Genomic DNA, 25,197 nt, shown 5'->3' on the forward strand with positions numbered 1-25,197 from the left:
GTTCAGGCGGTCCGCGAGGTCGCCGCGACCGCGAGCGCGTCGAGGGCGGCGCGGGCCTCGTCGGCGATCGGGGCGTCGGCGATCGCGCGGCGGGCGGTGGCGGTGCGCTCGGCGATCCGCTCCTCGACCCGGGCGCGGGCGCCGGTGTCCTCCATCAGCCGGCGCAGCGCGTCCAGCTGCTCGGCGTCGCAGTCCGGGTTGCCCAGGCAGGTGCGCAGCAGGCGGCGGCCGGCGTCGTCGGCGGCCTCCTCGGCGAGGGCGACCAGCAGCGTCTGCTTGCCCTCGCGCAGGTCGTCGTCGGCGGACTTGCCGGTGACGGCGGGGTCGCCGAACACACCGAGGACGTCGTCGCGCAGCTGGAACGCCTCGCCCAGCGGCAGGCCGACGGCGGTGTAGACGTCGGCGGCGCGGGGTCCGGCGCCGGCGATGGCGGCGCCGAGCTGCAGCGGTCGCTGGACGGTGTAGCCGGCGCTCTTGTAGCGGGCGACGGTGAGCGCGCCCTGGGCGCCGGGCAGGCCGCCGGCGGCGCGCAGCAGGTCGAGGTACTGGCCGGCGGTGACCTCGGTGCGCATGGTGTCCCAGACCGAGCGGGCGCGGGCCAGCGCCGGGGCGCTGATGCCCGAGCGGCGCAGCAGCTCGTCGGACCAGACGAGCGCGAGGTCGCCGACGAGGATGGCCGCGCCGACGCCGAAGGCCTCGCCGTCGCCGGACAGGCCGCCGTCGCCGTGCCGGGCGGCGAAGCCGACGTGCGTGGCCGGACGGCCGCGGCGGGTGAGCGCGCCGTCCATGACGTCGTCGTGGACCAGGGCGCTGGCGTGGACGAACTCCAGCGCGGCGACCGCGCGCAGCACCGCGGCCTCGTCCTCGGCCGGGCCGCGGACGTCCTCGGTGACCCCGCGCCAGCCCCAGTAGGCGAACAGCGGGCGCAGCCGCTTGCCGCCGTCGGCGAGCGCGCAGACCTCGTCGACGACGGGAGTGAGCGCCGGCGCCATCCCCGCGAGCGTGGTCCGCTGCTCCTCGAGGAACCCGGTCAGCGCGGCGGAGACGGCGCCGCGGATCCGGTCCAGGTCGGCGGCCTCCAGGGGCGGCGCCAGCGGCCGGACCACGGACTCTGCCTCTGCCGCCCCGGTGATCACGCGGCCAGTATCGCCCCATCGAGTCGCGCGCGTCCTGTCCAGGGGCCGGTGGTGGGCGCTCACGGGACCTCCTCGCCGCGCTGCCGTCGCGGTGTCGTCGTCTTCCCCGGGTCTTCTGCCGGGAGCGTGTGGACGGATGCAGTGGCTGCGACTCCCCGTACCCTCGGCACCCGTGACCCGAAGCGTCCGCGAGCTGCTCGCCTCGTCGCGGCCCACGTGGTCGTTCGAGTTCTTCCCCCCGAAGACGCCCGAGGCCGAGGTCCAGCTGTGGACGGCGCTGCGGCAGCTCGAGCGGCTGCAGCCGTCGTTCGTGTCGGTCACCTACGGCGCCGGCGGCTCGACCCGCGAGGGCACCGTCGCCGTCACCGAGCGGATCGCCGCCGAGACGACGATGACCCCGCTGGCGCACCTGACCGCGGTCAACCACTCGGTCGCCGAGCTGCGGCACGTGGTCAGCCGGCTGGCCGCCGCGGGCGTGCGCAACCTGCTGGCGCTGCGCGGCGACCCGCCGGGCACCGATCCGCAGGCCGAGTGGGTCCGGCACCCCGAGGGCCTGGAGTACGCCTCGGAGCTGGTGGAGCTGATCCGCTCGATGGGCGACTTCTCCGTCGGCGTCGCGGCCTTCCCCGAACGGCACCCGCGCTCGCCGGACTTCGAGACCGACGTCGAGATGTTCGTGCGCAAGTGCCGCGCCGGGGCGGACTTCGCGATCACGCAGATGTTCTTCCGCGTCGAGGACTACCTGCGGCTGCGCGACCGGGTCGCCGCCCACGGCTGCGACGTGCCGGTGATCGCCGGGGTCATGCCGGTCACCAACGCGCGGCAGATCGCGCGCATCGTCCAGCTGTCGGGCCAGGCGTTCCCCGAGGAGCTGGCCGCGCGGTTCGCCGAGCTCGACGGCGACTCACCCGAGGAGAAGGCGGCGGTGCGCGCCTACGGCGTCGAGGTGGCGACGTCGATGTGCCGGCGGCTGCTGGACGAGGGCGTGCCGGGCATCCACTTCATCACCATGAACCGGTCGACGGCGACGCGGGAGGTCTTCACCAACCTCACCGACGCCGGTACCGGGACCTCGGTGCCCTCGACGCTGGCCGCCACCCCCTGACCGACGCGGTTGCTCCGCCTCCTGCGGGCAGCGGCTCCCCGTCCCGCACGTCCGGCACGACCGTTCCGGGCGTCGGCTCACCCCCTCCGGTGGTGAGCCGACGCCGAACTGATCTCCTGACTCAGAACGGTGGCGGGTCGTCACCCGGGTCGGCCGGCGGCATCCCGGCGTCCTCGGGCGGTGGATCCGGTTCCTCCGGTGGCGGGTGCAGGCCCGGTGGCCGGGTGGTGCGGGTGATCCCGGACGGGGTGGTGACGGTGAGGGTCCCGTCGGCGCTCATGTGGAAGCGCCAGCCCGTCGCGAAGGTCTTCAGGCGGTGGTGGCTGCGGCACAGGCAGCACAGGTTGGCGCAGTCGGTGGCGCCGCCGGCGGCATGGGGGGCGACGTGGTCGGTGTCGGCCCAGCCGACGCGCTGGCCGCAGGTGGGGAAGCGGCAGGTGCGGTCGCGGGTGTGCACGAACCGCTCCAGCGCTGCGGACGGCTCGTAGTTGTCCGTCTCGGCCGGGCGGTCGAGCACCGCGCACTCGCAGTCGGCGTCGGCCGGGTGGTCGGCGCAGCCGGTGCGGGTGAGCCGGCGCAACCGGTCGAGCGTGGTGGTGGCCCGCAGCGTGCCGTCGTCGTCGACCAGCGCCAGCGTCACCGACCCGCCCTCCGGTGCCCGGACGCCGAGTGCCTCCAGTTGCTGCAGGAGCTCCCGCAGGTGGGCAGCGGTGATCGGCAACCCGTTGACCTGGCCGGCCTCGCTGCTGCGGCCGGTCAGCGCGGCGAGGGTGGCGATGACCTGCAGGTGCGCGGTGACCGGCGGGCGGCCGGTCTCCCCCGGGCGCTGCAGCAGATCGGCGTAGACCAGGGTGCGCAGCTGCCCGATCGGGCGGGGGTCGCCGTCGGCCTTGAGCATCCGCGCGAGGGAGTCGATGAAGGCGTGGCAGGTGGCGGCGACGTCGGCGGGCAGGTCGGCGGCGAGGGTGGCCATGCCGTCGAACGCGCAGTCGTACAGCCGCACGTCGGCGTGCCGCTCGGCCTGCTCCCGGCGGCCGTCGATGGCCTCGGCGTCGGCTGCGAGCAGCAGCGCCAGCGCGCGGTCCTTGAGCTTTCGCACCGTCAGGGACATGGCCTCCGGCAGCAGGTGGGCCTCGATCGTCCGGGCGGTCGCCGCGCTCGTGTGCTCGAGCACGTCGACCAGCGCCTTGGCGCGCGCCTCGTCCAGCCGCCCGGCGGCCAGCGCCGCCCAGGTGCCGGGCAGTCTCTCCCGGTAGGTCCACGCCCGGTGCGCCAGCTGCGCGGCGGCCAGCCGCCCGCAGTTGAGGACCATCGCGAGCTCGGCGGGGAAGAACTCCGACACCCCGGGCAGCTCGGCATCCGGCGCCCACGACCCGCGGCGGGCGCCCGGGGTGCCGGGCGCGGGATCCAGATCGGCCGGTGTGTCGTCGGCGAGACCGAGGACGAGTTCGGCCTTGTACGCGGCGGTCCTCGCCTCCAGCGCGGTGATGCGCTGCAACTCGGCGGCCTTCTGCTCCCGGGACAGCAGCGCCACCGGCAGCCGGCGGAAGGGCGCGGGCAGCTCGATCACCGCGTCGAGCAACGCCTGCTCGACCGGTGACCGGTACTCCGCGACCTCCTCCACACCCCGCACGCTACGGCCGGGGTACGACAGTTCCCGCAGCTCAGAGGGGCATGCGGCCGAAGAAGATCACCGCACGCTGACGCGGCGGCCGGGCTCCAGCAGCTCGGCGGTCATCCGGGCGGCGCGGCGCAGCGCCTCCCGCTCGGCGGCGTACCCGCCGAGGACGCCGACCACCGGCAGCTGGGCCAGTGCCCGCGCGCCGATGCGCCCCTTCGGGCGGGCGTCGAGCGCCTCGTCGATGCGGCCGAGCAGCCGGGAGGCCCGCCAGATGGTGCGCACGACGCCCCGCAGGCCGGCCCGCTCCTCCTTCGCGCCGATCGCGGTCTCGGTGTAGGCGCCGCGCACCCGTTCCAGCAGCGGGCGGACCCGGCCGGGCGGGAGGTCGCGGTCGAGCAGGACCTCCGACAGCAGGGAGACCCGCTCCGCGGGGTCGGTGACGCCGTGCTCGTTGGCCACGCCGAGCACCACGAGCGACTGGACCGCCGTCCCGACGGTGTTCTGCAGCGGCAGGAGGTCGGCCAGCCGGCCGGCCACCCGCGGCAGGCTGCTCGCGACCGCGCCCACCTGGGCGGCCTGCTCGGCCCACCAGGCGTCGCGCTGGGTGGTCGGGAGCTCCGGTGGGCGGGCCAGCCGCCGCACGAGAGGGGCGGTGAGCCGGTCCAGCCGGCGCAGGACGTCGACGACGACGGCGTCGCTCAACGGGGGTGCCATGCCCATGGGCTACCCGTGGCGCGGCGCTCGTACCGTGGCCGTCATGGCCGCACGCGGGTACGGGCGGGCCCGCCGCTGGACGGTCGTGGTCGGGCTGGTCGCCGTCCTCGCGTCACTGCCCGCGCTCGTGGGCGCACTGCCGGCCGACGACGCCGACGTCCCCGCCGCCGACCTGCGGGAAGCCGTCCTCGCCAGCGACGGCGTCGGCTTCTCCGGCTACGCCGTCTCGGCGGGCGGGCTCGCGCTGCCCGTGGGCGACCAGCTGCCCGCCGTCGCCGACCTGCTCAGCGACCGCACCGCGATGCGCGTCTGGTGGCGCGGCCCCGAGGAGCACCGCGTCGACGTCGTGTCGGCGACGGGGGAGACCGGCGTGCACGTCGACGTGGGCGGTGCGTGGACGTGGGAGTACGAGTCCGCGACCGCCACCCGCACCGCCCCGGCCCCGCTCACCCTGCCCGCCCCGCCGGACCTGGTGCCGGCGACCCTGGGCCGGCGGCTGCTGTCGGAGGCCACCGACGACGAGCTGTCCCGCATCGGCGCCCGGCGGGTCGCCGGCCGCGACGCTCTCGGCCTGCGGCTGGTGCCCGCGGCGCCGGCCGCCTCCGTGGCGCGCGTCGACGTCTGGGCCGATGCGGGGACCGGCCTGCCGCTGGCCGTGGAGGTCGTCGCCGGCGGCACGTCGGTCCCCGCGCTCGACACCCGCTTCCTCGACCTCGACCTGACCGTCCCGCCGGCCCGCGTCGTCGCGTTCGTCCCGCCGGCCGACGTCCGCGCCCGGGCCGGCCAGGACGCCGAGGGCCTGCTGCGCGAGGCCGACCGCCGGCTGCGGCTCGTCCCGCTGCCCCGCGAGCTGGCCGGCCTGCCGCGGCGGGAGCTGGCCGGGGCGCCGGAGGTGATCGGCGTGTACGGCAGCGGCGTGACGCTGCTGGCCGTGGCGCCGGTCCCCGGCCGGCTGGCGGCGGCCGTCCGCTCCGCGCTGGCCGCCGCCCCCGACGCCGTGCGCGACGAGCGCGGCACCCGGGTCGCCGTCGGCCCGCTCGGCCTGATGCTGCTCGACACCCGGGGCTCCGGCACCTACCTGCTGACCGGGACCGTCACCCTCGACGCGCTCGCCGACGCCGCGGCCGGCCTCCCCGGGGCGCCGTCGTGAGGGTGCTGTCGTGACGTCGGTGGTCGTCACCCGGGGGCTGGTCAAGCAGTACGGCCGGGTGCGCGCGGTCGACGGCATCGACCTCGACGTCCGCGCCGGCGACGTCTACGGCTTCCTCGGCGCCAACGGCTCGGGCAAGACGACGACGGTGCGCATGCTGCTGGGCCTGGTGCTGCCCACCCGCGGCGAGGTCGAGCTGCTGGGCGAGCGGATGCCGCGGGCCGGGCGCCGGGTGCTGCCCCGCGTGGGCGCGCTCATCGAGGGCCCGGCGCACCACCGGCACCTGTCGGGCGCGGCCAACCTGGCGCTGCTCGACGCCGCCGGCCCGGGCGGCTCCCGCCGCACGCGGCGGCGGCGGATCGCCGAGGTGCTCGACCAGGTCGGCCTGGGCGGGGTGGGACGGCGGAAGGTCGGCGCCTACTCCCTCGGCATGCGCCAGCGCCTGGGCCTGGCCGGCGCGCTGCTGCGCCGGCCGGAGCTGCTGGTCCTCGACGAGCCGACCAACGGCCTGGACCCGCAGGGCATCCACGAGGTCCGCGAGCTGCTGCTCGAGCTGCACCGCGGCGGGACGACGGTGTTCCTCTCCAGCCACCTGCTGGCCGAGGTCGAGCAGCTGTGCAGCCGGGTCGGCGTCCTCGACCGCGGGCGGCTGGTGCTGCAGGACGAGATCGCCCACCTGACCGCGCCCACCGGCGCCACCGTCGTCGACACGCCGGCGCCCGAGCGGGTGCGCGCGGTGCTCGACGGGCGCGTGCTCGGCACCGACGGCGGCCGGGTGGTGGTGCGCGGCGCGGACCCGGCGGAGGTCAACGCGCTGCTCGTCGGCGCCGGCGTCCCGGTGGCGGGGCTCGCGCTGCAGCGGCCCACGCTCGAGGAGGTCGTGCTCGCCGCCGCGGGCACCAGCGCCGACCGGGTGGAACGGGCGTGATCGGCCGGGAGCGGGCGTGATCGGCGTCGAGCTGCGCAAGACCTTCGGCCGGCCGCGCACCTGGACGACGATCGCCGTCCTCAACGCGCTGCCGGTGCTGGTGGCGGTGCTGCTGCAGGTCACCGACCTCGCGCCGCGGCCGGGCGAGGGCCCGCCGTTCCTGTCCGCCGTCCTCACCAACGGGCAGCTGTTCCCCCTGGCCGCGCTGGCGATCGTGCTGCCGCTGTTCCTGCCGATCGCGGTCGCGGTGGTCAGCGGCGACGCCGTCGCCGGGGAGGCGCAGGCCGGGACGCTGCGCTACCTGCTCGCCCGCCCGGCCGGCCGCACCCGGCTGCTGGTGGCCAAGCTGGTCGCGGTGCTGGCGTTCGTCGTCGTGACCGTCGTGGTGGTCGCCGCCGTCGGCTACCTGGTGGGCACCCTGCTCTTCGACGCGCAGCCGGTCGCGGCCGGGACGTCGGTGTCGGGGACCTCGCTGACGCCGGAGGAGCTGGCCGGCCGGACGCTGATGGCGATCGGCTACGTCGCGGTCTCGATGCTCGGCGTCGCGGCGTTCGGGCTGTTCTTCTCCACGCTCACCGACTCGCCGCTGGCCGCCGCGCTCGGCGCGCTGGCGGTGCTGGTGACCTCGTCGCTGCTGTTCACCCTCGACGCCGCCTCGCCGATCGCGCCGTACCTGCCCACGCGCTACTGGCTGGCGTTCGTCGACCTGTTCCGCGACCCGGTCCTGTGGCGCGACGTCGTCCGCGGGCTGGCGCTGCAGGGCGTGTACGTCGGCGTGCTGCTGACCGCGGCGTGGGCGAACTTCACCACCAAGGACGTGACCAGCTAGCCGCCGAGGCGGGCGCAGTCGGCGGGGCCCAGCGGCACGGGGTCGCCCGGCGCCAGCTCGGCCAGCACGATGGCCTGCACCAGCGGGTCGCGCGGCAGGTCACCGTGGCCGACCTCCGCCTGCGCGCACACCGACTGCACGGTCAGGTTCAGCGCGCCGTCCAGGCGGGCGGAGTCCGGCGGGGTCACCGTCGCGTCCTGCGTCGTCCACACCGACACCCACGTCGGTCCGGCGGGCGTCTCGTCGTCGGCGTTGAGGCCGGCGAGCAGCTCGCTGTCGGTGGCCAGCTGCCGGCACGCCTCGGGGCACTGGCCGGGCGCGACGCCTGCGGCGAGGTCGGCCAGCGTGGTCCCGTGGTGCGGCGAGCCGAGGGTCACCACCCGGCGGGCCACCTCCACGCCGTCGCCGGCGGCCCAGAGCCGGGCGACGACGCCGCCGGCGGAGTAGCCGACGACGTCGACGCTCCCGGCGTCCGTGCGCTCGAGCGCGGCGTCGGCGGCGTCGTCCAGCGCGCCGGCCGCGGCGGTGAGGTCGCCGGTGCCGTTGCCGGGCAGCGCGACCACCGTGGCGTCGCGGCCCGCGGCGGTCAGCCGGTCCGCCAGCGACGTGAGCGATCCCGTGGCGCCGCCGTAGCCGGGGACCAGCAGCACCGGGCCGGGCTCCTCCTGCGACACCGGCGCGGCCGGGCCCGGCCCGTCCGCCCGGGTGAGGAGCAGGACGGTCGCGGCCACGGCGGCGACGAGGAGGAGGGCCAGCACGGCGAGGACCAGGCGGCGGCGGGCGGGGGACAGGCCGGCGAGCACCCGTCCACTGTCCCCGGTCCCGCCGGCGTCGGCCCGCACTGGGGGAGACTGCGCCAGTGAGAGGGTGCCCGTGCTGAGCCGCGACGAGTACCTCGCCGAGTGGTCGCGGTGGCACGGCGGCACCGACCCGGCCGCGAGCCGGCTGGTGCACGGCTGGCTGTCGCTGGCCTACGCGCTGGCCCGCGCGCTGTCCTGGCTGCCGCCGCTGGCCGCCACCGCGCTCGGCCTGCTCGTCGCACTAGCCGCCGTCGGCCCGGCGCTGGCCGGCGGCGCGTGGCTCGTGGCCGGTGGCCTGCTGATCGGCCTGTCGGGCCTGCTCGACTCCCTCGACGGCGCGCTCGCGCTGGCGGGCGGGCGGGCGTCGCGGCGCGGCTACGTCCTCGACTCCGCCGTCGACCGGCTCACCGAGGCCGCGTACGCGCTCGCGCTGTGGGCGGCCGGGGCGCCGGGCTGGCTGGCCGCCGTCTTCGGGGCGCTGTGCTGGCTGCCGGACTACCTGCGCGCCCGGGCCGGGCAGGCCGGGGTGGCCGAGACGGGGGCGATCTCGGTGTGGGAGCGGCCCACGCGGGTGGCGATGGCCGGGTTCACCGTCGGCGGGGCCGGGATCGTCGCGGCCACCGGCCTGGACGCGCTCGCCGGCGTCGACGACGGCCCCGCGGTCGTGGTCACCGCCGGGGCCGCCGTCGGGGCCGTGCTCGGGCTGGTCGGCACGGCGCAGCTCGGGATCTCGCTGCGCCGGGCGCTGGGGGACTAGTCGTTCGCCTCGGCGTGCTCGGTGAGGCGGTCCAGCGCCGCCTGCTTGTCCGGCTCGGGGTCGCTGCGCCAGCCGCAGGCGCAGACGGCGACGTGGTCGCCGAGGCTGCCCTTGCCGTGGCCGAGGTCGAGCTTCTCCATGGTCGCGAGGGTGTGCCGGTCGCTCATGGGACGGCCCTACCCGTTCCGTCCCGGCGCACGCCGGGGCGCGTGTGACCGGGACCGCCTTCTAGGGTTGCCGTGCTCGCCGTCCCGCCCGCCCGTCCCGAGGAGCCCCCGTGCCCGTCGTCGTCACCGGCTCCATCGCCACCGACCACCTGATGACCTTCCCCGGCCGGTTCACCGAGCAGTTCGTCGAGGGGCAGATGGAGAACGTCTCCCTGTCCTTCCTCGTCGACGACCTCATCCAGCACCGCGGCGGCGCCGGCGCCAACATGGCCTACGGCCTGGGCCTGCTCGGCCTCTCGCCGGTGCTGGTCGGTTCGGTGGGCAGCGACTTCGCCGACTACGACGCCTGGCTCACCCGCCACGGGGTCGACACCCACGCCGTGCGGTGGTCCGAGCTCAAGCACACCGCCCGGTTCGTGTGCACCACCGACGCGGTCAACAACCAGATCGCGTCGTTCTACTCGGGTGCGATGAGCGAGGCCGGCGAGATCGAGCTCGGGCCGGTCTGCGACCGCGTCGGCCACCCCGACCTCGTCGTCATCGGTCCCAACGACCCGAAGGCGATGGTGCGGCACACCCAGGAGTGCCGGGACCGCGGCTACCCCTTCGCCGCCGACCCCAGCCAGCAGCTGGCCTGGGCCGACGGCGAGATGATCCGCGAGCTGGTCGACGGCGCGGACCTGCTGTTCACCAACGAGTACGAGTCGGCGCTGCTCACCCAGAAGACCGGCTGGGACGCCGGGGAGGTCCTCGCCCGGGTCGGCACCTGGGTCACCACCCGCGCCGCCAAGGGCGTGCTCGTCCGGCAGCAGGACGCCGCCCCGATCGAGGTCATCGCCGTCCCCGAGACCAAGCCGGTCGAGCCCACCGGCGGCGGCGACGCGCTGCGCGCCGGGTTCATCGCCGGCCGCACCTGGGGACTGGGCCTGGAGCGGGCCACCCAGCTGGGCTCGGCGGTGGCCACCGAGGCCGTCGAGGTCGTCGGCACCCAGGAGTACGAGCTGCGCCGCGAGCCGTTCCTCCGGCGGTTCGCCGCGGCCTTCGGCGACGACGCCGCGGCCGAGGTCGCCGAGCACCTGCCGGCCTGACCTCCTCCGCCCGGGGAGCGGGCGGTCACCTGCCGCGGACCTGCTCGCCGATCGAGGGGTCCTCGGCCCACCGGGTGTAGGGGATGCGCGGGATCGCGCGCACCTCGCCGACCGTGCACCACTCGTTGCCGCCGAGCCGGGCCAGCGGCCGCAGCGCCTCGATCCGCGGGCGGCCGTCGCGGACGGCGTCGGCCCACACGCTGATCCACTCGACCCGGCCGAAGACGACGGTGCTGTCGCCGAGTCGCACCGTCGAGTGCAGCGTGCACTCGATGCTCACCGGCGACTGCGCCACCCGCAGCGCGCCCACCCGCTCGCTCGGCTCCAGCCGGACGCCGGCGGCCTCGGCCTCGCTCTGGTCGGGCGGGAAGTCGGTGCCGGTGGCGTTGGCCTGCTCGAACAGCTCCTCGGGGACCAGGTTGACCGTGAAGTCGCCGGTGGCCTCGACGTTGTTCAGCGAGTCCTTGCGGCCCACCGAGGTGAACTGCACGACCGGCGGCCGCACGCACGCCACCGTGTAGAAGGAGTGGGGCGCCAGGTTGTGCACCCCCTCGGCCGAGCGGCTGCACACCCAGGCGATCGGCCGCGGGACCACCACCGAGTTCATCACCCGGTAGAAGTCCGTGGGGCGCATGTCCCCGGGGTCGAAGGCGGTGCGGGCCGGGCTGCTCGAGGGCGAGGTCACGCCCCATCCTGGCCCGGGTCAGGGCAGCGCGCGTCCGCGCCAGGTGAGCGTGCCCCGCCGGTGCCCGGCCACCGACCCGGCCAGCAGCACGTCCAGGGCCAGCAGCGACAGCGGGTGCGCCAGGGCGTCGGGCCACACCCGCCCGCCGGTCGCCGCCGCGCTCACCGCCCGCCCCGCCACCCCGGCCAGCCAGCCGGTCAGGCCCGCCCGCGACCCGCGCAGCGCCGCCAGCGGCGGGACGAGGCCGACGGCGGTGAGCACGGCCGCCGCGGCCACCGACGCCGCCGGCGACCCGCCGACCGACGCCCACAGCGACTTGCCGTAGCCCTCGCGCATCGCCGCCCAGCCGTCGTACATCCGGCACTCGGCCAGCGTCGCGCCCGCCGCCGGCACCGCCCGCCCGCCGGACCGCTTGACCGCCCGCGCCAGCGCGACGTCCTCCACCACCTCCGCGCGCACCGCCGCGTGCCCGCGGGCGCGCAGGTAGCCGCGCCGGGTCAGCGCGAGGAACTGGCCGTTGGCCGCGGTCAGCGACGGCCGCGGCGAGCGCTCGGCCACCCGCAGCGGCAGCGTCGTCATCCACAGCCACGGCGACAGCGGCTGCACCAGCCGCTCGGCGAGGGTGCCGGCCACCGGCCGGGGCCACGGGGAGACCAGGTCCAGGCCGTGCGCCTCGAGCAGCCACGCGGCGGCGGCCAGCGCGCCGGGCGCCACCCGGACGTCGGCGTCGAGGAACACCAGCACGCCGTCGTCGGTCCCCGTCCGCGCGCCGACCCAGCAGGCGTGCGGCTTGCCCAGCCAGCCCTCCGGCGGGTCCCCGGCGGGCACCAGCCGCACCCGCGGGTCGCCGGTGCCGCGGACCACGGCCGCGGTGCCGTCGGTGGAGCCGTCGTCGACGACGACCACCCGCAGGTCCGGGACGCGGGCCGAGGCCAGCACCGCGGCCAGGCAGTCGCCGACCTGCGCCTCCTCGTTCCGGACCGGGACGACGACGGTGACCGGCCGGGTCGCCTCCGGCGGGTCGGCCGGCGGGCGGCGCAGCAGGACGGCGTTGACCGCGGCGTGCGCGGCGCCGGCGACCGCCAGGCCGGACAGGACCCGGACGACCGCGCCGCTCACCGGCGGCGGGCCTGCACCACGAGGACGGCGGCGACGACGGCGGTCAGCGCCGCGCCCCACGCCGCGGAGCCGGGCAGGCCCAGCCAGACGCCGTGCGCGAGCGCCCCGCCGGCCACCATCCAGGCGATCACCAGCAGCGGCGCGGCGTCGACGCGGACGGTCGGGGGGACGGCCAGCTCGAGCAGCGTCATGAGCACCAGCCCGGCGAGCAGCCAGCCGGCGAGGTTGGTCAGCGGCACGGTGTCGATGCCGGGCAGCCCCGGGGTGGGGTGCGCCCAGGTCCAGTAGCCGGCCTGCACCAGCTGCGGGTCGAGGACGACGTCCCAGCCGGCGAACACCGCGGCGGCGACGGCGACCCGCGCGACCCGCCGGCGGCCCGGCCGCACCCGGCGGGTGAGCAGCCCGGCGAGGACCCGGCTCGGCCAGGCCATCATCAGCCAGGCCAGCGGCACGAGGAACGGCACGCCGAGCAGCGTCGGGCCGAGGGCGTCGCTGTAGGAGTAGGCGCCGTAGGGGACGCCGGTGGCCAGCCCGACCGACTCGAACGCGACCGCGGTGACCGCCACCAGCCCGAGCACCGCGGCGCCGGTGCGCGCGCCGTGCGCGGCGGCGGCCGAGGTCACCGACACCGCCGAGCCGAGCAGCACGATCGTCCAGGACACCGTGTCGCGGGCCGCGCCGTCGGTGAGCGGGTAGGCGACCGCGGCCAGCACCAGCAGCACGGCGAGGGCCAGCGGCAGGCGGGCGGGCGCGGGTGCCCGCCGGAGAGCCGCCACACCGGGACCCGCTGCTGCGCTCACCGGGCCGCCCGCGCGAGCCGCCCCGCCGCCGCGCGGGCGCGGGCGAGCGGCCGCCGGTCGGCGAGCACCACCCGCGCCGCCGTCCGGCCGGAGTTGCCCGAGACCCCGCCGCCGGGGTGGGTGGAGGCGCCGGCCAGGTACAGCCCGGCCAGCCCCGGCACCCGGTAGCCGGCCAGCGCCGGCGTCGGGCGCAGTGAGAACATGCTGGCCAGGCCCATCTCCACGTGCATGACGTTGCCACGCGGCAGCGACAGCTCGCGTTCCAGCAGCACCGGCGTCTGGACGTACACGTCCTGCACCGAGGCGGCGAAGCCGGGGGCGTACCGGTCGACGGCGGCCACCAGCCGCTGCGCCTCGGCGTCGGCGAGGGCGTCCCAGTCGCCGCCGTCGGCGAGGGCGTAGGGGTACCACTGGCCCCACACGGTGACCACGTGCCGCCCGGGCGGGGCGAGGGTGTCGTCGCCGGCGGAGAAGGACATCGCCAGCGGCACCGGCTCGCGCGGCAGCCGGCCGCCCAGCCAGTCGCCGTGCGCGGCGGCCAGCTGCGCGCGGTCGGTGCACAGCAGCTGCAGGCCCTGCGCCGACACGGCCGGGTCCACGCCGGGGTAGGCCGGCAGCGCGTCGGTGAGGCAGCGCAGCACGAGGCCGAAGCCGTTGCCCACCGGCGGGGCGGCGTCCGCGAGGGCGGGCGGGGCGGCCTCGCCGGCGAGGTCGCGGGTGGCCAGGACGTGGCAGGCGGCGACGACGACCGGCGCGGACACCCGCCGTCCCGACTCCGTCTCGACGCCGGTGACGCGGCCGCCGTCGGTCAGCAGCCGCGCGGCGCCGTCGCCGAGGACGGCCCGGCCGCCGTCGGCCTCCAGCCGGCGCCGGAGCGCCTGGGTGAGCCCGCCGGAGCCGCCCACCGGGTGGCCCGGCGGGGTGTCGTGCAGCAGCGCCACCCAGGCGACCATCGCCGCGGTGCCGGGCTCGCTCGTCGGCGGGCCGGACTGCGCGCCGAACCAGGCCAGCGCCGCCTTGAGCCGCTCGCTGGTGAACCAGCGGTCCAGCAGCGCGTCGCCGGAGCCGAGGAAGTCGGCGGCGAGGTCACCGCCGGGGGTGCGCGGGGCGCCGCCGGTCGGCGCGCCCAGCGGCCAGAACGCGCGGGCCAGGCCCAGCGGGGTGGGCCGGCGGCCGAAGGAGTCGACGACGGCCCGGCTGCGCGGGCCCCAGACGCCGACGAACCGGCGGTAGGCGTCGGCGTCGTCGGGCCCGCAGGCGGCGGCGATCGAGGCGCAGGTGGCGTCGAGGTCGACGGAGAACACCAGCGGGCGGCCGTCCGGGCCGGGGCCGCCGGGCGCCGGGGCGGGTGCGAAGCCCCACGGGTCGCAGTCCACGTAGCGCAGGCCGTGGGCGGCCAGGTCGAGCTCCTCGACGACGCCGCTGTGCCGGACGATCACGTGCGCGCTGGAGCCGCGGTCGACCCGGACCCCGGGCCAGCGCTCCACGGTGGACACCGCCCCGCCGAGGACGTCGTCGCGCTCGACCACCTCGACGGCCAGCCCGGCGCGCGCCAGGTAGCAGGCGGCGACCAGCCCGTTGTGGCCGGCGCCGACGACGACGGCGTCGACGGCCCGGTCCGGCTCCCGCACGCTCAGGTGCCGGGGACCGGCCGCAGCGGCAGCCGGGCGCCGAGGATGGCGAAGGGCCGGGCGTCCCCGGGGAAGTGGTGGCCGCGGGCGAGGTCGACGAAGCCGTCGGCGTGGTACAGCCGGAACGCCTTGGTGTCGGCGTCGGGGGTGGACAGCAGCGCGGCCGGCGCGTCCACGCCCTCCACCAGCGCGTGCAGCAGGCGCCGGCCCAGCCCGCGGCTCTGCGCCTCGGGGTGCACGTGCAGCTCGCACACCTCGAACGCGCCGGGCAGCCAGCGCTTGGCGGTCCGCCGGTCCAGCGCCGCGCGCACCTGGTCGTGCCACCACTGGCCGGGGGCGACGAGGTAGCCGTAGCCGAAGCCGACCAGCTGCTCGCCGTCCGGGGTGGCGGCGAAGGCGCCGACCGCGCGGAAGCCGGGGCGCTCGGTGTGCTGGACGGCGTAGCCGTAGCGGCCGGCGACCACCGAGGCGTCGTAGCCCATCGCCTCGCCGTAGATGGCCAGCGCCTCGTGCATGTGCTCGCGCAGCCAGCCTGCGGGCAGTTCGGTCACCCGCGTCGCGGGCGTCGTGCCGGTCACGGGGTTCTCCTCGTTCACGGGCCCACCGCGGCGGGGTGGGGAGCGGCGGCCGGACCGTCGGCGGTCGGGCCGCTCCCGACCTCGGCGGGGGTGCCGGCGGTCAGTCGCAGCAGCTCGTCGTAGCTGGTGGGGAAGACGGCCGACGGGTGGCCGGCGGCGGCCCAGACGCGGTCGTACCGGGCCAGCTCGACGTCGACGAGCGTGCCGATCGGCCCGGGGTGGCCGATGGGGGCGACCCCGCCGATCGGCTGGCCGGTGTGCTCGCGGACGAAGGCGGCCGAGGCGCGCTCCACGCGGGGCACGCCGAGCAGGGCGGCCACCTTCGCGACGTCGACCCGGTGCGCGCCGCTGGTCAGCACGAGCAGCGGCTGCCCGCCGACGTCGAACACCAGGCTGTTGGCGATGGCCCCGACCGGGACGCCGAGCTGTGCGGCGGCCGCGGCGGCGGTGTGCGCGCCGTCGGCGAGCTCGTGGACCCGCCCGGTGGCGCCGGCCCCGGCGAGCAGGTCGGCGATCGCGGCCACCCGGGGGTGGGCGGGTCGGCTCATGCGCTGATCCTGCCACCGCTGTCGGACCCCCGCCGTACCGTCCGGCACGCGGTCGGGAGGGGCTCCTCCCGGGGAGGACGCGGTGGCGCGTCCGGCTTGACGGGACCGGCGCGGTCGGGTCTACTCGACCTGTTCGAACACACGTTCGAACAGGTCGGCCACCGCCCCGGGACCTTCCCCGCCCGGGCGGTGGGCGGACCGTCGGACGGCACGGGGTGGGGAGACGGGCATGAGCCGGGTGCTGGGTGACGTCGGCGAGCGGGCCGGCGAGGAGGTGCAGGTCGAGCGCGGTCCGCTCGGGCCGGCGCAGTTCTGGCGCGGGCAGGGCCGCTACGTCGTCGGCGAGCTGCTCGACTCGTGGGTCGAGACCGCGCCGTGGTGGCAGCGGGCCGCCGGCACCACCGGCGGCGCCTCGGCCGACCTGGTCGCCCCCCGCGAGGTGTTCCGGGTGGAGGCGCTGCGGGCCGGCCGCTCGCGGATGAGCTTCGCCGGTGTCTACGACCTGTGCTGGGACGCCGCGGACAACCGCTGGTCGCTCGTGCGGGTGCACGACTGATGGGCGCCGCGCGCGCCGTGGCCGAGCAGCTGCCCCTGCCCCCGCCGCTCCCGGCGGCCGCGGGCCAGCTGCTGGACCAGGCCACCCGGGCCCTGGCCGAGGCCCGGCACGCCCCCGACGCGTGCCGGCGCTACGCCACCGCGCACCTGGCGGCGCTGCGGGCCGCCGCGGGGGTGCTGGCCGCCCGCACCCGGCCGGAGAGCGGCCGCCGCCGGCCGCGCAGCGCCTGGGTGCTGCTCGAGCAGGTCGCCCCCGAGCTGGGGGAGTGGGCCACCTTCTTCGCCGCCGGCGCGGCCAAGCGCGCCGCCGCCGAGGCCGGGCTGTCCCGCGCGGTCACCGAGCGCGAGGCCGACGACCTGGTCCGCGACGCCGGGACCTTCCTCGCCGTGGTCGAGGAGCTGCTGGCCACCACGCCCGAGCCGGCGCCCCGGCCGCGCGTGGTCGGCGGCACCGCGCACCGTCCCGCCCGCGGGCGGTGAGCGGGGACCCCTTCGTCCACCTGCACGTCGCCTCCGGCTACTCCCTGCGGTACGGGGCCAACCACCCGGCCGACCTGGTCGCGCGCGCCGCCGAGCACGGCATGACGGCGCTGGCGCTGACCGACCGCGACGGTCTGTACGGCGCGGTCAAGTTCGCGCTGGCCTGCCGGTCGGCCGGGCTGCGGCCGGTGTTCGGCGTCGACCTCGCGGTCGCGCCGGCGGTGGACACGACCGTGCCGCCGGCACGGGCGCACGTGCTGGGCGAGGACGAGTTCTCCCTGCGCCGCACCGGGCACGCCCCCGCGCGGCCGGCGCCGGCGCGGCGCAGCCCCGTGCGGGGCGGCGCCGGCGTCGACCCGCGGCTGCCGCGGGTCACCTTCCTCGCCCGCGACGGCGCCGGCTGGCGCTCGCTGTGCCGGCTGACCAGTGCCACGCACCTGCGCGGCACCCGCGGCGAGCCGGTGGCCTCGCTCGCGCTGGCCGCCGAGCACGCGCCCGGGCTGGTCGCGGTGCTGGGACCGGACTCGCCGGTGGGCCGGGCGCTCGCGGCCGGGCGGGCCGACGTCGCCTCCGCGCGGCTGGACGCCTGGCGGTCGGTGTTCGGCCCGGGCTCGCTGGTGCTGGAGGTGGTGCACCACCGCGGCCGGGGCGACCGCTCCCGCGCCCAGCGGCTGCTGCGCTTCGCCGAGGAGGAGGGCGTGCCGGCGGTGCTCACCAACGCCGTCCGCTACGTCGACGCCCTCGACGCGCCCACCGCCGACGTCCTCGACGCCTCCCGGCGGCTGGTCGCCCTCGACACCCGGCACGTCGACCGGCGCACCGCCGAGGGCTACCTCAAGTCGGGCAAGGAGATGGCCGAGGTCGCCGCCGACCTCGCCGGCCCCGACCGCGACGCCGCGCTGCGGCTGACCGAGCGCACCGCCCGGCTGGCCGAGCAGTGCGCCGTCGACGTCCGCGAGGACCTCGGCATCGGCACCGTGCGCTATCCCGAGCTCGACGTCGTCACCGCGCCCGGCGAGCGCGGGACGGACCCGTCCGAGGTGCTGCGCGCCCGCTGCGAGGCCGGGCTCGGCCGGCGCGGGATGGCCCGCACGGAGAAGGTGACCCGGCGGCTCGAGGAGGAGCTCGCCGTCATCGACTCCCTCGGCTACCCCTCCTACTTCCTCACCGTCGCCGACGTCGTCGACCTGATCAGGGGCCTGCGGGTCCGGGCCGCGGCGCGGGGGTCGGGCGCGGGCAGCCTGGTCACCTACCTGCTCGGCATCTCCGACGTCGACCCGATCCGCTACGGCCTGCTGATGGAGCGGTTCCTCTCCCCGCTGCGCCACCAGCTGCCCGACATCGACATCGACGTGGAGTCCGCCCGGCGGACGGAGGTCTACGACGCGGTCCTCGACCGCTTCGGCGCCCACCGGGTCAGCTGCATCTCGATGATGGACACCTACCGGGTGCGGCACGCCATCCGCGACGTCGGCGCCGCGCTCGGCCTGCCGCCGGCCGAGATCGACGCCGTCGCCAAGGCGTTCCCGCACGTCCGGGCCAACCAGGTGCACGCCGCGCTGCGCGACCTGCCGGAGCTGCGGGCCAGCCGGATGGGCTCGCGGCGGGGCGGCGGCACCGGCGACCTCGACCTGCTGTTCGACCTGGTCGCCCGGCTCGACGGCCTGCCCCGGCACATCGCGCTGCACCCGTGCGGCGTGCTGCTGTCCGACGCCACGCTGCTCGACCGGACGCCGGTGGAGAGCAGCTACCTCGGTTACCCGATGAGCCAGTTCGACAAGGACGACGTCGAGGAGCTCGGGCTGCTCAAGCTCGACCTGCTCGGCATCCGGATGCAGTCGGCGATCGCGCACGCCCTCGACGAGGTGGCCCGGGTCGACGGCGAGACCGTCGACGTCGACGCCGTCCCGCGCGACGACCCGACGACGTTCGAGCTCATCCGCAGCACCCGGACGCTCGGCATGTTCCAGATCGAGTCGCCGGGGCAGCGGGAGCTGGTCGGCAAGTTCGGGCCGGAGACGTTCGAGGACATCGTCATCGACATCTCGCTGTTCCGGCCCGGGCCGGTGAAGAGCGACATGGTGACGCCGTTCCTGCTGGCCCGGAACGGCTGGCAGGACCCGGTCTACCCGCACGAGGACCTCGCGCCGTTCCTGCGGGAGACCGCCGGGGTCGTCGTCTTCCACGAGCAGGTGCTGCAGATCGTGGCGCAGATGACCGGCTGCGACCTCGCCCAGGCCGACGAGGCGCGCCGCGCGCTGGGCGACCGGGAGCTGCACCCGGAGGTGCGGGCCTGGTTCGTGCCCGAGGCGCTGCGGCGCTACCCGGTCGACGTCGTCGAGAGGGTGTGGGAGGTGCTCGTCGCCTTCGGCTCGTTCGGGTTCTGCAAGGCGCACGCGGCGGCGTTCGCGCTGCCCACCTACCAGTCGGCGTGGCTGAAGACCCACCACCCGGCGGCCTTCCTCGCGGGGGTGCTCACCCACGACCCGGGCATGTACCCGAAGCGGCTGATCCTCGACGACGCCCGCAACTTCGGGATCCGGGTGCTGGGCCTGGACGTCAACGCCTCGACCGGCACCTACCGGGTGGAGCGGCTGGCGCCGGAGGACCGGCGGGAGGACTGGCGGCGGCCGGAGTGGATGCCGGCGGCGATGCCCGACCCGTCGGGCTACGGGATCCGGCTGTCGCTCACCGACGTCAAGGGCATCGGCGAGGACGAGGTGGAGCGGATCGTGGCCGGGCAGCCCTACCGGTCGCTGACCGACTTCTGGTCGCGGGCCGCGGTGTCCCGGCCGGTGGTCGAGCGGCTGGTGCTCGCCGGCGGGTTCGACTCGCTCTACGGGTTCGGCGTGCGCGACCGCGAGGCCGGCCGGCCCACCCGCTCACGCCGGTCGGTGACCCGCCGCGACCTGCTGCTGCAGATCGGCGAGCTGGACCGGTGGAGCCGCAGCGGGGCGAAGGCCGGGTCGGTGGGGCAGCTCAGCCTGGACCTGCTCGGCCTCGACCCCGGGGACGCGGGACCCCCGGGAGGAGGCGGTCCCGAGCAGACCGGGCCGGAGTGGGGCGGGGGGTCCGGGCTGCCGGAGTTCACCGACGCCGAGCTGGTCCGTGCCGAGCTGGAGGTGCTCGGGCTGGACGCCAGCCGCCACGTCGTCGACTTCTACCGGCCGTTCCTCTCGGCGATCGGGGCGGTGCCGGCGGGGGAGCTGCTCGGTGCCCGCAGCAGCGCCGAGGTGCTGGTGGCCGGGGTCAAGGTGGCCACCCAGACCCCGCCGATCCGGTCGGGGCGCCGGGTGGTGTTCGTGACCCTCGACGACGGCACCGGCTGCACCGACTCGACCTTCTTCGAGGACGTGCAGGGCCCCTACGCGGCGACGGTGTTCCACTCGTGGCTGCTGGTGATCCGCGGGGTGCTGCGGCGCACCGGCCCGCGCGGGGTGTCGATCCGGGCCACCGGCGCCTGGGAGCTGCCCGCGCTGTACGAGGCCTGGGAGACCGGCGGCCTCGCCGCGGTGGCCGAGCACATGGCTGCGCCGGGGGAGTACACCGACCAGGCCATCGCCGGGGCGGCGGCCTCGCACGGCTCGCGGCCGGTGGTGGTCAAGCCGGTGCTCGTGCACCCGACCGGCTTCCGGATGTCGCCGTACGCGGACGTCAAGCCCGCCGGGGACGACGCCGCGACCGCCGCCCGCCGCGCCGCGGCAGGACGGAGCGCCGCGGCAGGACGGAGCGCCGCGGCAGGACGGAGCGCCGCAGCGGCCGCGCCGCGCAAGGTCTGGCACTCCAGCCCGGGCAGCTCCGGCCACTGACGCCCGCCCGCCCCGCACCGGCCGGCGCACCGATGAGTCCCGGGCGTCCGCGGCGTCTGCCCTCCCGAGCGCCGGCGTCCCGGCCGGCACCGTGGAGGAGGACAGCCGTGCCGAAGCAGATCCCGTGCCTGTGGTTCGACACCGAGGCCGAGGAGGCCGCGCGCTTCTACACGTCGATCTGGCCGGACGCCGAGGTCCTCGGCACCGTCCGCTACGGCGCCGAGGACCCCGCGCGGGAGGGGCAGGTCCTCACGGTCAGCTGGCGGCTCGGCGACACCGAGTACGTCGGCCTCAACGGCGGCCCGCAGGACTGGCGGTTCAGCGAGGCCATCTCCTTCCAGGTCCTGTGCGCCGACCAGGCCGAGGTCGACCACTACTGGGACCGGCTCACCGACGGCGGCCAGGAGGCCCCCTGCGGCTGGCTGAAGGACCGCTTCGGCGTCTCCTGGCAGGTCGTGCCCGTCCGGCTGCTGGAGCTGCAGGCCGACCCCGACCCCGACCGGCGGCGCCGCGCCGTCGAGCAGATGTTCACCATGCGGAAGATCGTCGTCGCCGACCTGGAGCGCGCCGCCGACCCGGTCTCCGCCTGAACCGGCCGCGGGCCGGTGCGGGGAGACCCCCGCCACTAGGGTCGGACGGGTGACCGCCCCCGCACCGTCCACCGGCGAGCAGCTGCCCGTCCGGACCGCCGCGGTCTGGGCCGCGCTCGACCCGCTGGCCGGCGCGGGGACCCCGCTGCGGGTCCTCGACGTCGGCGGCGGCAGCGGCGTCTTCGCCGTCCCGCTGGCCCGCCGCGGCCACGAGGTCACCGTCGTCGACCCCAGCGCCGACGCGCTGGCCACCCTCGAGCGCCGGGCGCAGACCGCCGGGGTGGGCGACCGGGTCCGCGGCCTGCAGGGCGACGGCGACCTGCTGCACGAGCTGCCCCTCGGCAGCGACGGTCCCGACGGCGGCGGCTACGACCTCGCGCTGTGCCACGCGGTGCTCGAGGTGGTCGACGACCCCGCCACCACCCTCGGCGAGATCACCCGCGCGCTGCGCCCCGGCGGCCGGGTGAGCGTGGCGACCGCCAACCGGGCCGGCGCCGTCCTCGCCCGGGCGCTGGGCGGCCACCCCAAGGAGGCGCTGGCCCTGCTCGAGGACCGCGACCCCGCCCCCGGCCGCACCCGCCCCGCCCGCCGCCGGTTCGCCGCCGAGGACCTGCTCGCGCTGCTGCGCAACGCCGGGCTCGAGCCGGAGGAGTGGCGCGGCGTCGCCGTCGTCGCCGACCTGCTCGACGCGAGCTCCGGCGCCGACCCCGAGGCCGTCCGCCGCCTCGAGCTCGCGCTGGCCGGCACCTCGCCCTACCGCGACGTCGCCGCCGGCCTGCACGTCCTGGCCACGCGCCCGTGACGGCGCTGCCGCCGGACCTCGTCCGCCCCGCCTACGGCGCGGCCAGCCTCGCCGACGTCCTGCCCGGCGCGGCCGCCGCCCTGGGGGTCGGCGTCGACCGCGGCGGCCTACCCGCCGACCCGCTCGGCCTCACCGCGGCCCTGGCCGGCGCCCGCCGGGTCGCGGTCCTGCTCGTCGACGGCCTCGGCGCGCACCTGCTGCGCGCGCACGCGCACCTCGCCCCGGCCCTCGCCGCGCTGGCCACGCCCGCCGGCGACCTCGCCGCCCCCTGCCCGAGCACCACCCCGGTCAGCCTCGCCACGCTCGGCACCGGCGTCCCCCCGGGCGGGCACGGCGTCCTCGGCTTCGTCACCGCCGTCCCCGGCGAGGACCGGCTGCTCAACCACGTGCAGTGGGCCGACGACCCCGACCCCCGCGACTGGCAGCCCCGCCCCACGGTCTTCGAGCAGGCCGCGGCCGCCGGCCTGCCGGTCACCGCCGTCGCCCCCTACGCCTACGCCGGCTCCGGCCTCACCACCGCCGTGTACCGGGGCGCGGCCTACGCGGGCACGGTCGGCGCCGGCGACCTCGCCGCCGTGCTGCTGCAGTCGCTGGCCGCCACCCCCACCGGGCTGGTCTACGGCTACACCCCCGAGCTCGACCTCACCGGCCACGTGCGCGGGGTCGACTCCGCCAGCTGGCGGGTGCAGCTCACGCTGGTCGACCGGGTGGTCGAGCAGGTGGTCGCCGGCCTGCCCGACGACGCCGCCCTGCTGGTCACCGCCGACCACGGCATGCTCGACGTCCCCGCCGGCACCCGCCTCGACGTCGACGACGAGCCCGCCCTGCTCGACGGCGTCGCGCTGCTGGCCGGCGAGCCCCGCGCCCGCTACGCGCACACCGTCCCGGGCGCCGCCGCCGACGTCCTCGACGCCTGGCGCGGCGTGCTCGGTGACCGGGCGTGGGTGGCCGGGCGGGAGGAGGCGGTCGCCAGCGGGGTGTTCGGCGCCGTCGGCGAGGGGATGGCCGCCCGCATCGGCGACGTCGTCGCGCTCGCCCGCGGCCCGTGGGCGGTCACCGCCTCGGCCACCGAGCCGGGACCGAGCCGGCTGGCCGCCTACCACGGGTCGCTCACCGACGCCGAGGTCGCGATCCCGCTGCTGCTCGCCCGCGGCCGGGCGCTGGCCTAGCGGCCGGGCTCAGCGGACCGGGGACACCGACAGCGCCGTCCACGTGCGCGGGTGCGCCGCGTGCACCGCCCGGCAGGTCAGCTGCGCCGCCTCGTCCGCCGGCCGGCTCTCCACCCGCACCACGACGTCGCCGTCCGCGCCGCCGAGCACCACCTCGAACCGCTCGACGCCGTCGGCGTCCTCCGCCGCGGTGGCGGCCAGGCGCCGGGAGCCGCGCACCGGCAGGTCGTCGACGCCGAGCAGACCCAGCCGCTCACGGGCGGCCTGCTGGGCGGCCTGCGCGGGCAGCGGCAGCCCGGCCCGCCCGCGCAGCCACGGCAGCGCCACCTCGCCGCGCGCGTGCGCCGCGACCAGGTCGGCGCCGTCGCCGGGCACCTGCCCGTAGGCGAACCCGTGCGGCAGCACCAGCACGTTGGAGGCGAACCGGCAGCCGCCGAGGTGGCTGCACTCCCAGACGTCGGCGGGCGCGGGCATCGCCGCGGCCAGCGGCCGGCCGCGCAGCGCGCAGCAGGCGTCGTGCTGCCCGTGCGTGCACACCAGGTACACCGGCCGGTCGGCGCGGTCGCCCACCGAGCCGTCCCAGGGCACCTCGACCAGGTCGGCGTCGTCGGTGCGGGTGGACCACCACAGGCCCTCGCGGCCCGGGCGGCCGTCGGCGTAGGCCCAGCGGCGCCCGGAGTCCGCGGCCCGGTCGCCGGGCCGGCGAACGAGCAGCACCCGCACGCCCTCGGCGCGGGCGCGCGCGGCCAGCCGGGCGGTCACCGCCGGGTCGATGCGGGAGCCGGTCAGCGCGTCGCGGCCCCACGGGCCCGGCTGCTCGACGAGCAGCCAGCGCTGCGCCGGCCCGGCCGTGGCCACGGGGGAGTCCCCCCGGACCAGGGCCGTGACCGAGCAGCGGGTGGCGTCGAGCCGGCCGGCGCGCGCGGGGACGGGAGCGGTCACCCGGGGGCGGGTGACGGGGTCACGACCCGGTCCCGAGGGCGTCGGCACGCTCCCCATCGTCCCCGCCGGCGTCGGGCGCCGGGGCGCCCGGTCCGTGCGGGCCCGGCTCGGGGGCGGTGGCCGGGACGCCGTCGAACCCGTGCGCGCCCTGCACCGCCGCGTCGGCGACGAGCGCGATCGACTCGGTGACCAGCCGGCGGGCGAGGACGAGGCGGTCGTCGGCGTCGAGGCCGGCCAGGTCGGCGACCTTGAGCTCGCCGGCGGCCAGCAGCCCCTCCAGCGCGGCGCGGGTCGAGGCGGGGAACTCCAGCCGGCGGCGGCCGGCCAGCAGCGCCACCCGCTCGCCCTCGGCGGTGGCCGGGGCCTCCCGCAGCGCGCAGCGCAGCCGGCGGCGCAGCCGCAGCACGGTGTCCGGGGTGAGTGCGGCCGCCGCGGTGGCCTGGGCCAGCGGCGCCACCGGCTCGGGGCGCACCTGCGACCAGGTCCGCGAGCGCAGCCGCTCGGCGACCTCGCCGGGGTCCACCCGGCCCAGCCACTCCTGCAGCGCGGTCACGACCGTGGCGACGTCGTCGCGGACCGACGCCGGGTCGGACAGGTCCAGGCCCAGCGGCAGGGCGCGGCGCAGCTCCCGGTCCTCGGCGGCCAGCACCCGCACCAGGTCCAGCGCGGACTCGGCCGCGGCCCAGCGGGTCACCGAGTGCACGCCGATGGTCAGGTGTGCGCTGGTCCGCCCGAGCGCGACCGCCGAGTGCAGGTAGCCGCGCGGCAGGTAGAGGGTGTCGCCCGGGCGCAGCACGGCGTCGACCACCGGCTCGCGCCCGGCGGCCGCGGCGACGGCGGCCCGGCGGTCGGTCCACGGCTGGGTGCGCAGCGGCTCCTCGAGCACCGGCTCGTGGACGGTCCAGTGCTTCTCGCCGGCCACCTGCAGCACGAAGACGTCGTGGACGTCGTAGTGCGGGCTGAACCCGCGCGAGGACGGCGGCGTGACGTACGCGTTGACCTGCGTGGGGTGCCCCAGGTCGGCGGCGAGCTGGTCGGCGAACTCGATCAGCGGCGGCCACAGCCGGTGCAGGCCCTGCAGGACCACGGTGCTGCCGTCGGCGAACAGCCGCAGGACGGCGTCGGAGGAGACCTGGTCGGCCACCTCGGCGCCGGCGCCCCCGGAGGTGGTGAACCGCTGGGTGTCGACGACGG

At 77.6% G+C, this 25,197-nt stretch carries 25 protein-coding genes; 12 read left to right on the forward strand and 13 right to left on the reverse strand.

Annotation, left to right across the window (positions count from 1 at the left end):
* Positions 1 to 2: 2 nt before the first annotated feature.
* Positions 3 to 1,106: a polyprenyl synthetase family protein gene (locus ACI8AB_RS12170; protein WP_456950339.1), complete on the reverse strand. Its 1,104-nt coding sequence runs from the start codon at positions 1,104 to 1,106 to the stop codon at positions 3 to 5.
* Positions 1,107 to 1,308: 202 nt separating this feature from the next.
* On the opposite strand from ACI8AB_RS12170, the gene metF reads away from it, so the two are divergent.
* Positions 1,309 to 2,241, forward strand: coding sequence for a methylenetetrahydrofolate reductase [NAD(P)H] (gene metF / locus ACI8AB_RS12175; RefSeq protein WP_456950340.1), 933 nt, complete (start codon positions 1,309 to 1,311; stop codon positions 2,239 to 2,241).
* A 121-nt stretch (positions 2,242 to 2,362) separates the two neighbouring features.
* Here the strand turns inward: metF and ACI8AB_RS12180 are convergent, their stop codons facing one another.
* Both ACI8AB_RS12180 and ACI8AB_RS12185 read right to left on the reverse strand, forming a co-directional pair.
* The gene (locus ACI8AB_RS12180; protein WP_456950341.1) at positions 2,363 to 3,865 is read right to left on the reverse strand and encodes a DUF222 domain-containing protein; all 1,503 of its coding nucleotides are present in this window, start codon (positions 3,863 to 3,865) and stop codon (positions 2,363 to 2,365) included.
* Positions 3,866 to 3,931: 66 nt separating this feature from the next.
* Positions 3,932 to 4,576, reverse strand: a complete 645-nt coding sequence (locus tag ACI8AB_RS12185; protein ID WP_387994096.1) for a hypothetical protein — start codon at positions 4,574 to 4,576, stop codon at positions 3,932 to 3,934.
* A gap of 43 nt (positions 4,577 to 4,619) precedes the next feature.
* Here ACI8AB_RS12185 and ACI8AB_RS12190 point away from each other — a divergent pair, with 43 nt between their 5' ends.
* From ACI8AB_RS12190 to ACI8AB_RS12200, 3 genes are read left to right on the forward strand one after another with little or no spacing between them, the layout of a single operon-like run.
* Positions 4,620 to 5,726, forward strand: a complete 1,107-nt coding sequence (locus tag ACI8AB_RS12190; protein ID WP_456950342.1) for a transcriptional regulator — start codon at positions 4,620 to 4,622, stop codon at positions 5,724 to 5,726.
* Between the two features lie 10 nt (positions 5,727 to 5,736).
* Positions 5,737 to 6,654 (forward strand): ABC transporter ATP-binding protein, encoded by a 918-nt coding sequence (locus ACI8AB_RS12195; RefSeq protein ID WP_456950343.1) that lies wholly within the window; start codon positions 5,737 to 5,739, stop codon positions 6,652 to 6,654.
* 16 nt (positions 6,655 to 6,670) lie between these two features.
* Positions 6,671 to 7,483, forward strand: a complete 813-nt coding sequence (locus ACI8AB_RS12200; RefSeq protein WP_387994087.1) for an ABC transporter permease — start codon at positions 6,671 to 6,673, stop codon at positions 7,481 to 7,483.
* Here ACI8AB_RS12200 and ACI8AB_RS12205 read toward each other — a convergent pair.
* A complete protein-coding gene (locus ACI8AB_RS12205) occupies positions 7,480 to 8,286 on the reverse strand; it encodes a lipase family alpha/beta hydrolase (RefSeq protein ID WP_456950344.1) in 807 nt (268 codons plus the stop codon). The two genes, ACI8AB_RS12200 and ACI8AB_RS12205, sit on opposite strands and share 4 nt — an antisense overlap.
* Before the next feature lie 64 nt (positions 8,287 to 8,350).
* Between ACI8AB_RS12205 and ACI8AB_RS12210 the strand changes: the two genes are divergently transcribed.
* Positions 8,351 to 9,040, forward strand: a complete 690-nt coding sequence (locus ACI8AB_RS12210) for a CDP-alcohol phosphatidyltransferase family protein (RefSeq protein ID WP_387994082.1) — start codon at positions 8,351 to 8,353, stop codon at positions 9,038 to 9,040.
* Here the strand turns inward: ACI8AB_RS12210 and ACI8AB_RS12215 are convergent.
* On the reverse strand, positions 9,037 to 9,207 hold the full coding sequence (locus ACI8AB_RS12215) for a hypothetical protein (protein WP_387994076.1): 171 nt from the start codon (positions 9,205 to 9,207) through the stop codon (positions 9,037 to 9,039). The two genes, ACI8AB_RS12210 and ACI8AB_RS12215, sit on opposite strands and share 4 nt — an antisense overlap.
* A 110-nt stretch (positions 9,208 to 9,317) precedes the next feature.
* Here ACI8AB_RS12215 and ACI8AB_RS12220 point away from each other — a divergent pair, with 110 nt between their 5' ends.
* Positions 9,318 to 10,295, forward strand: coding sequence for a carbohydrate kinase family protein (locus tag ACI8AB_RS12220; protein WP_456950345.1), 978 nt, complete (start codon positions 9,318 to 9,320; stop codon positions 10,293 to 10,295).
* Between the two features lie 25 nt (positions 10,296 to 10,320).
* Here ACI8AB_RS12220 and ACI8AB_RS12225 read toward each other — a convergent pair whose 3' ends face one another.
* From ACI8AB_RS12225 to ACI8AB_RS12250, 6 genes are read right to left on the reverse strand one after another with little or no spacing between them, the layout of a single operon-like run.
* On the reverse strand, positions 10,321 to 10,980 hold the full coding sequence (locus tag ACI8AB_RS12225; protein ID WP_387994070.1) for a flavin reductase family protein: 660 nt from the start codon (positions 10,978 to 10,980) through the stop codon (positions 10,321 to 10,323).
* An 18-nt stretch (positions 10,981 to 10,998) separates the two neighbouring features.
* Positions 10,999 to 12,099 carry a glycosyltransferase gene (locus ACI8AB_RS12230; protein WP_456950346.1) on the reverse strand — a complete coding sequence of 367 codons (1,101 nt, stop codon included), beginning with the start codon at positions 12,097 to 12,099 and terminating at the stop codon, positions 10,999 to 11,001.
* Positions 12,096 to 12,875, reverse strand: a complete 780-nt coding sequence (locus ACI8AB_RS12235) for a carotenoid biosynthesis protein (protein ID WP_456950347.1) — start codon at positions 12,873 to 12,875, stop codon at positions 12,096 to 12,098. The genes ACI8AB_RS12230 and ACI8AB_RS12235 overlap by 4 nt, the downstream gene beginning before the upstream one ends.
* A 20-nt stretch (positions 12,876 to 12,895) precedes the next feature.
* Positions 12,896 to 14,530 carry a phytoene desaturase family protein gene (locus ACI8AB_RS12240; RefSeq protein ID WP_456950348.1) on the reverse strand — a complete coding sequence of 545 codons (1,635 nt, stop codon included), beginning with the start codon at positions 14,528 to 14,530 and terminating at the stop codon, positions 12,896 to 12,898.
* Between the two features lie 2 nt (positions 14,531 to 14,532).
* Entirely contained in the window at positions 14,533 to 15,108 is a 576-nt protein-coding gene (locus tag ACI8AB_RS12245) for a GNAT family N-acetyltransferase (RefSeq protein ID WP_387994060.1), read from the reverse strand.
* 14 nt (positions 15,109 to 15,122) lie between these two features.
* Positions 15,123 to 15,656 carry a YbaK/EbsC family protein gene (locus ACI8AB_RS12250; protein WP_456903197.1) on the reverse strand — a complete coding sequence of 178 codons (534 nt, stop codon included), beginning with the start codon at positions 15,654 to 15,656 and terminating at the stop codon, positions 15,123 to 15,125.
* 229 nt (positions 15,657 to 15,885) lie between these two features.
* Between ACI8AB_RS12250 and ACI8AB_RS12255 the strand changes: the two genes are divergently transcribed.
* From ACI8AB_RS12255 to ACI8AB_RS12280, 6 genes are all read left to right on the forward strand, one after another.
* Positions 15,886 to 16,212 (forward strand): DUF6504 family protein, encoded by a 327-nt coding sequence (locus ACI8AB_RS12255; protein WP_456943523.1) that lies wholly within the window; start codon positions 15,886 to 15,888, stop codon positions 16,210 to 16,212.
* Complete coding sequence (locus ACI8AB_RS12260; protein WP_387994051.1) at positions 16,212 to 16,691, forward strand: SAV_6107 family HEPN domain-containing protein; 480 nt, start codon at positions 16,212 to 16,214, stop codon at positions 16,689 to 16,691. Before ACI8AB_RS12255 ends, ACI8AB_RS12260 begins: the two co-directional genes overlap by 1 nt.
* On the forward strand, positions 16,688 to 20,500 hold the full coding sequence (locus ACI8AB_RS12265; protein WP_456950349.1) for a DNA polymerase III subunit alpha: 3,813 nt from the start codon (positions 16,688 to 16,690) through the stop codon (positions 20,498 to 20,500). Before ACI8AB_RS12260 ends, ACI8AB_RS12265 begins: the two co-directional genes overlap by 4 nt.
* A gap of 107 nt (positions 20,501 to 20,607) precedes the next feature.
* Positions 20,608 to 21,090, forward strand: a complete 483-nt coding sequence (locus ACI8AB_RS12270) for a VOC family protein (protein WP_456950350.1) — start codon at positions 20,608 to 20,610, stop codon at positions 21,088 to 21,090.
* Between the two features lie 49 nt (positions 21,091 to 21,139).
* Positions 21,140 to 21,892: a class I SAM-dependent methyltransferase gene (locus ACI8AB_RS12275; protein WP_456903201.1), complete on the forward strand. Its 753-nt coding sequence runs from the start codon at positions 21,140 to 21,142 to the stop codon at positions 21,890 to 21,892.
* The gene (locus tag ACI8AB_RS12280; RefSeq protein ID WP_387994039.1) at positions 21,889 to 23,061 is read left to right on the forward strand and encodes an alkaline phosphatase family protein; all 1,173 of its coding nucleotides are present in this window, start codon (positions 21,889 to 21,891) and stop codon (positions 23,059 to 23,061) included. The genes ACI8AB_RS12275 and ACI8AB_RS12280 overlap by 4 nt, the downstream gene beginning before the upstream one ends.
* A 9-nt stretch (positions 23,062 to 23,070) precedes the next feature.
* Here ACI8AB_RS12280 and ACI8AB_RS12285 read toward each other — a convergent pair whose 3' ends face one another.
* Positions 23,071 to 24,003, reverse strand: a complete 933-nt coding sequence (locus tag ACI8AB_RS12285; protein ID WP_456950351.1) for a sucrase ferredoxin — start codon at positions 24,001 to 24,003, stop codon at positions 23,071 to 23,073.
* Between the two features lie 19 nt (positions 24,004 to 24,022).
* Positions 24,023 to 25,147 (reverse strand): cupin domain-containing protein, encoded by a 1,125-nt coding sequence (locus ACI8AB_RS12290; protein WP_456950352.1) that lies wholly within the window; start codon positions 25,145 to 25,147, stop codon positions 24,023 to 24,025.
* Positions 25,148 to 25,197 lie beyond the last annotated feature (50 nt).

This window comes from Geodermatophilus sp. SYSU D00698, assembly GCF_054050335.1.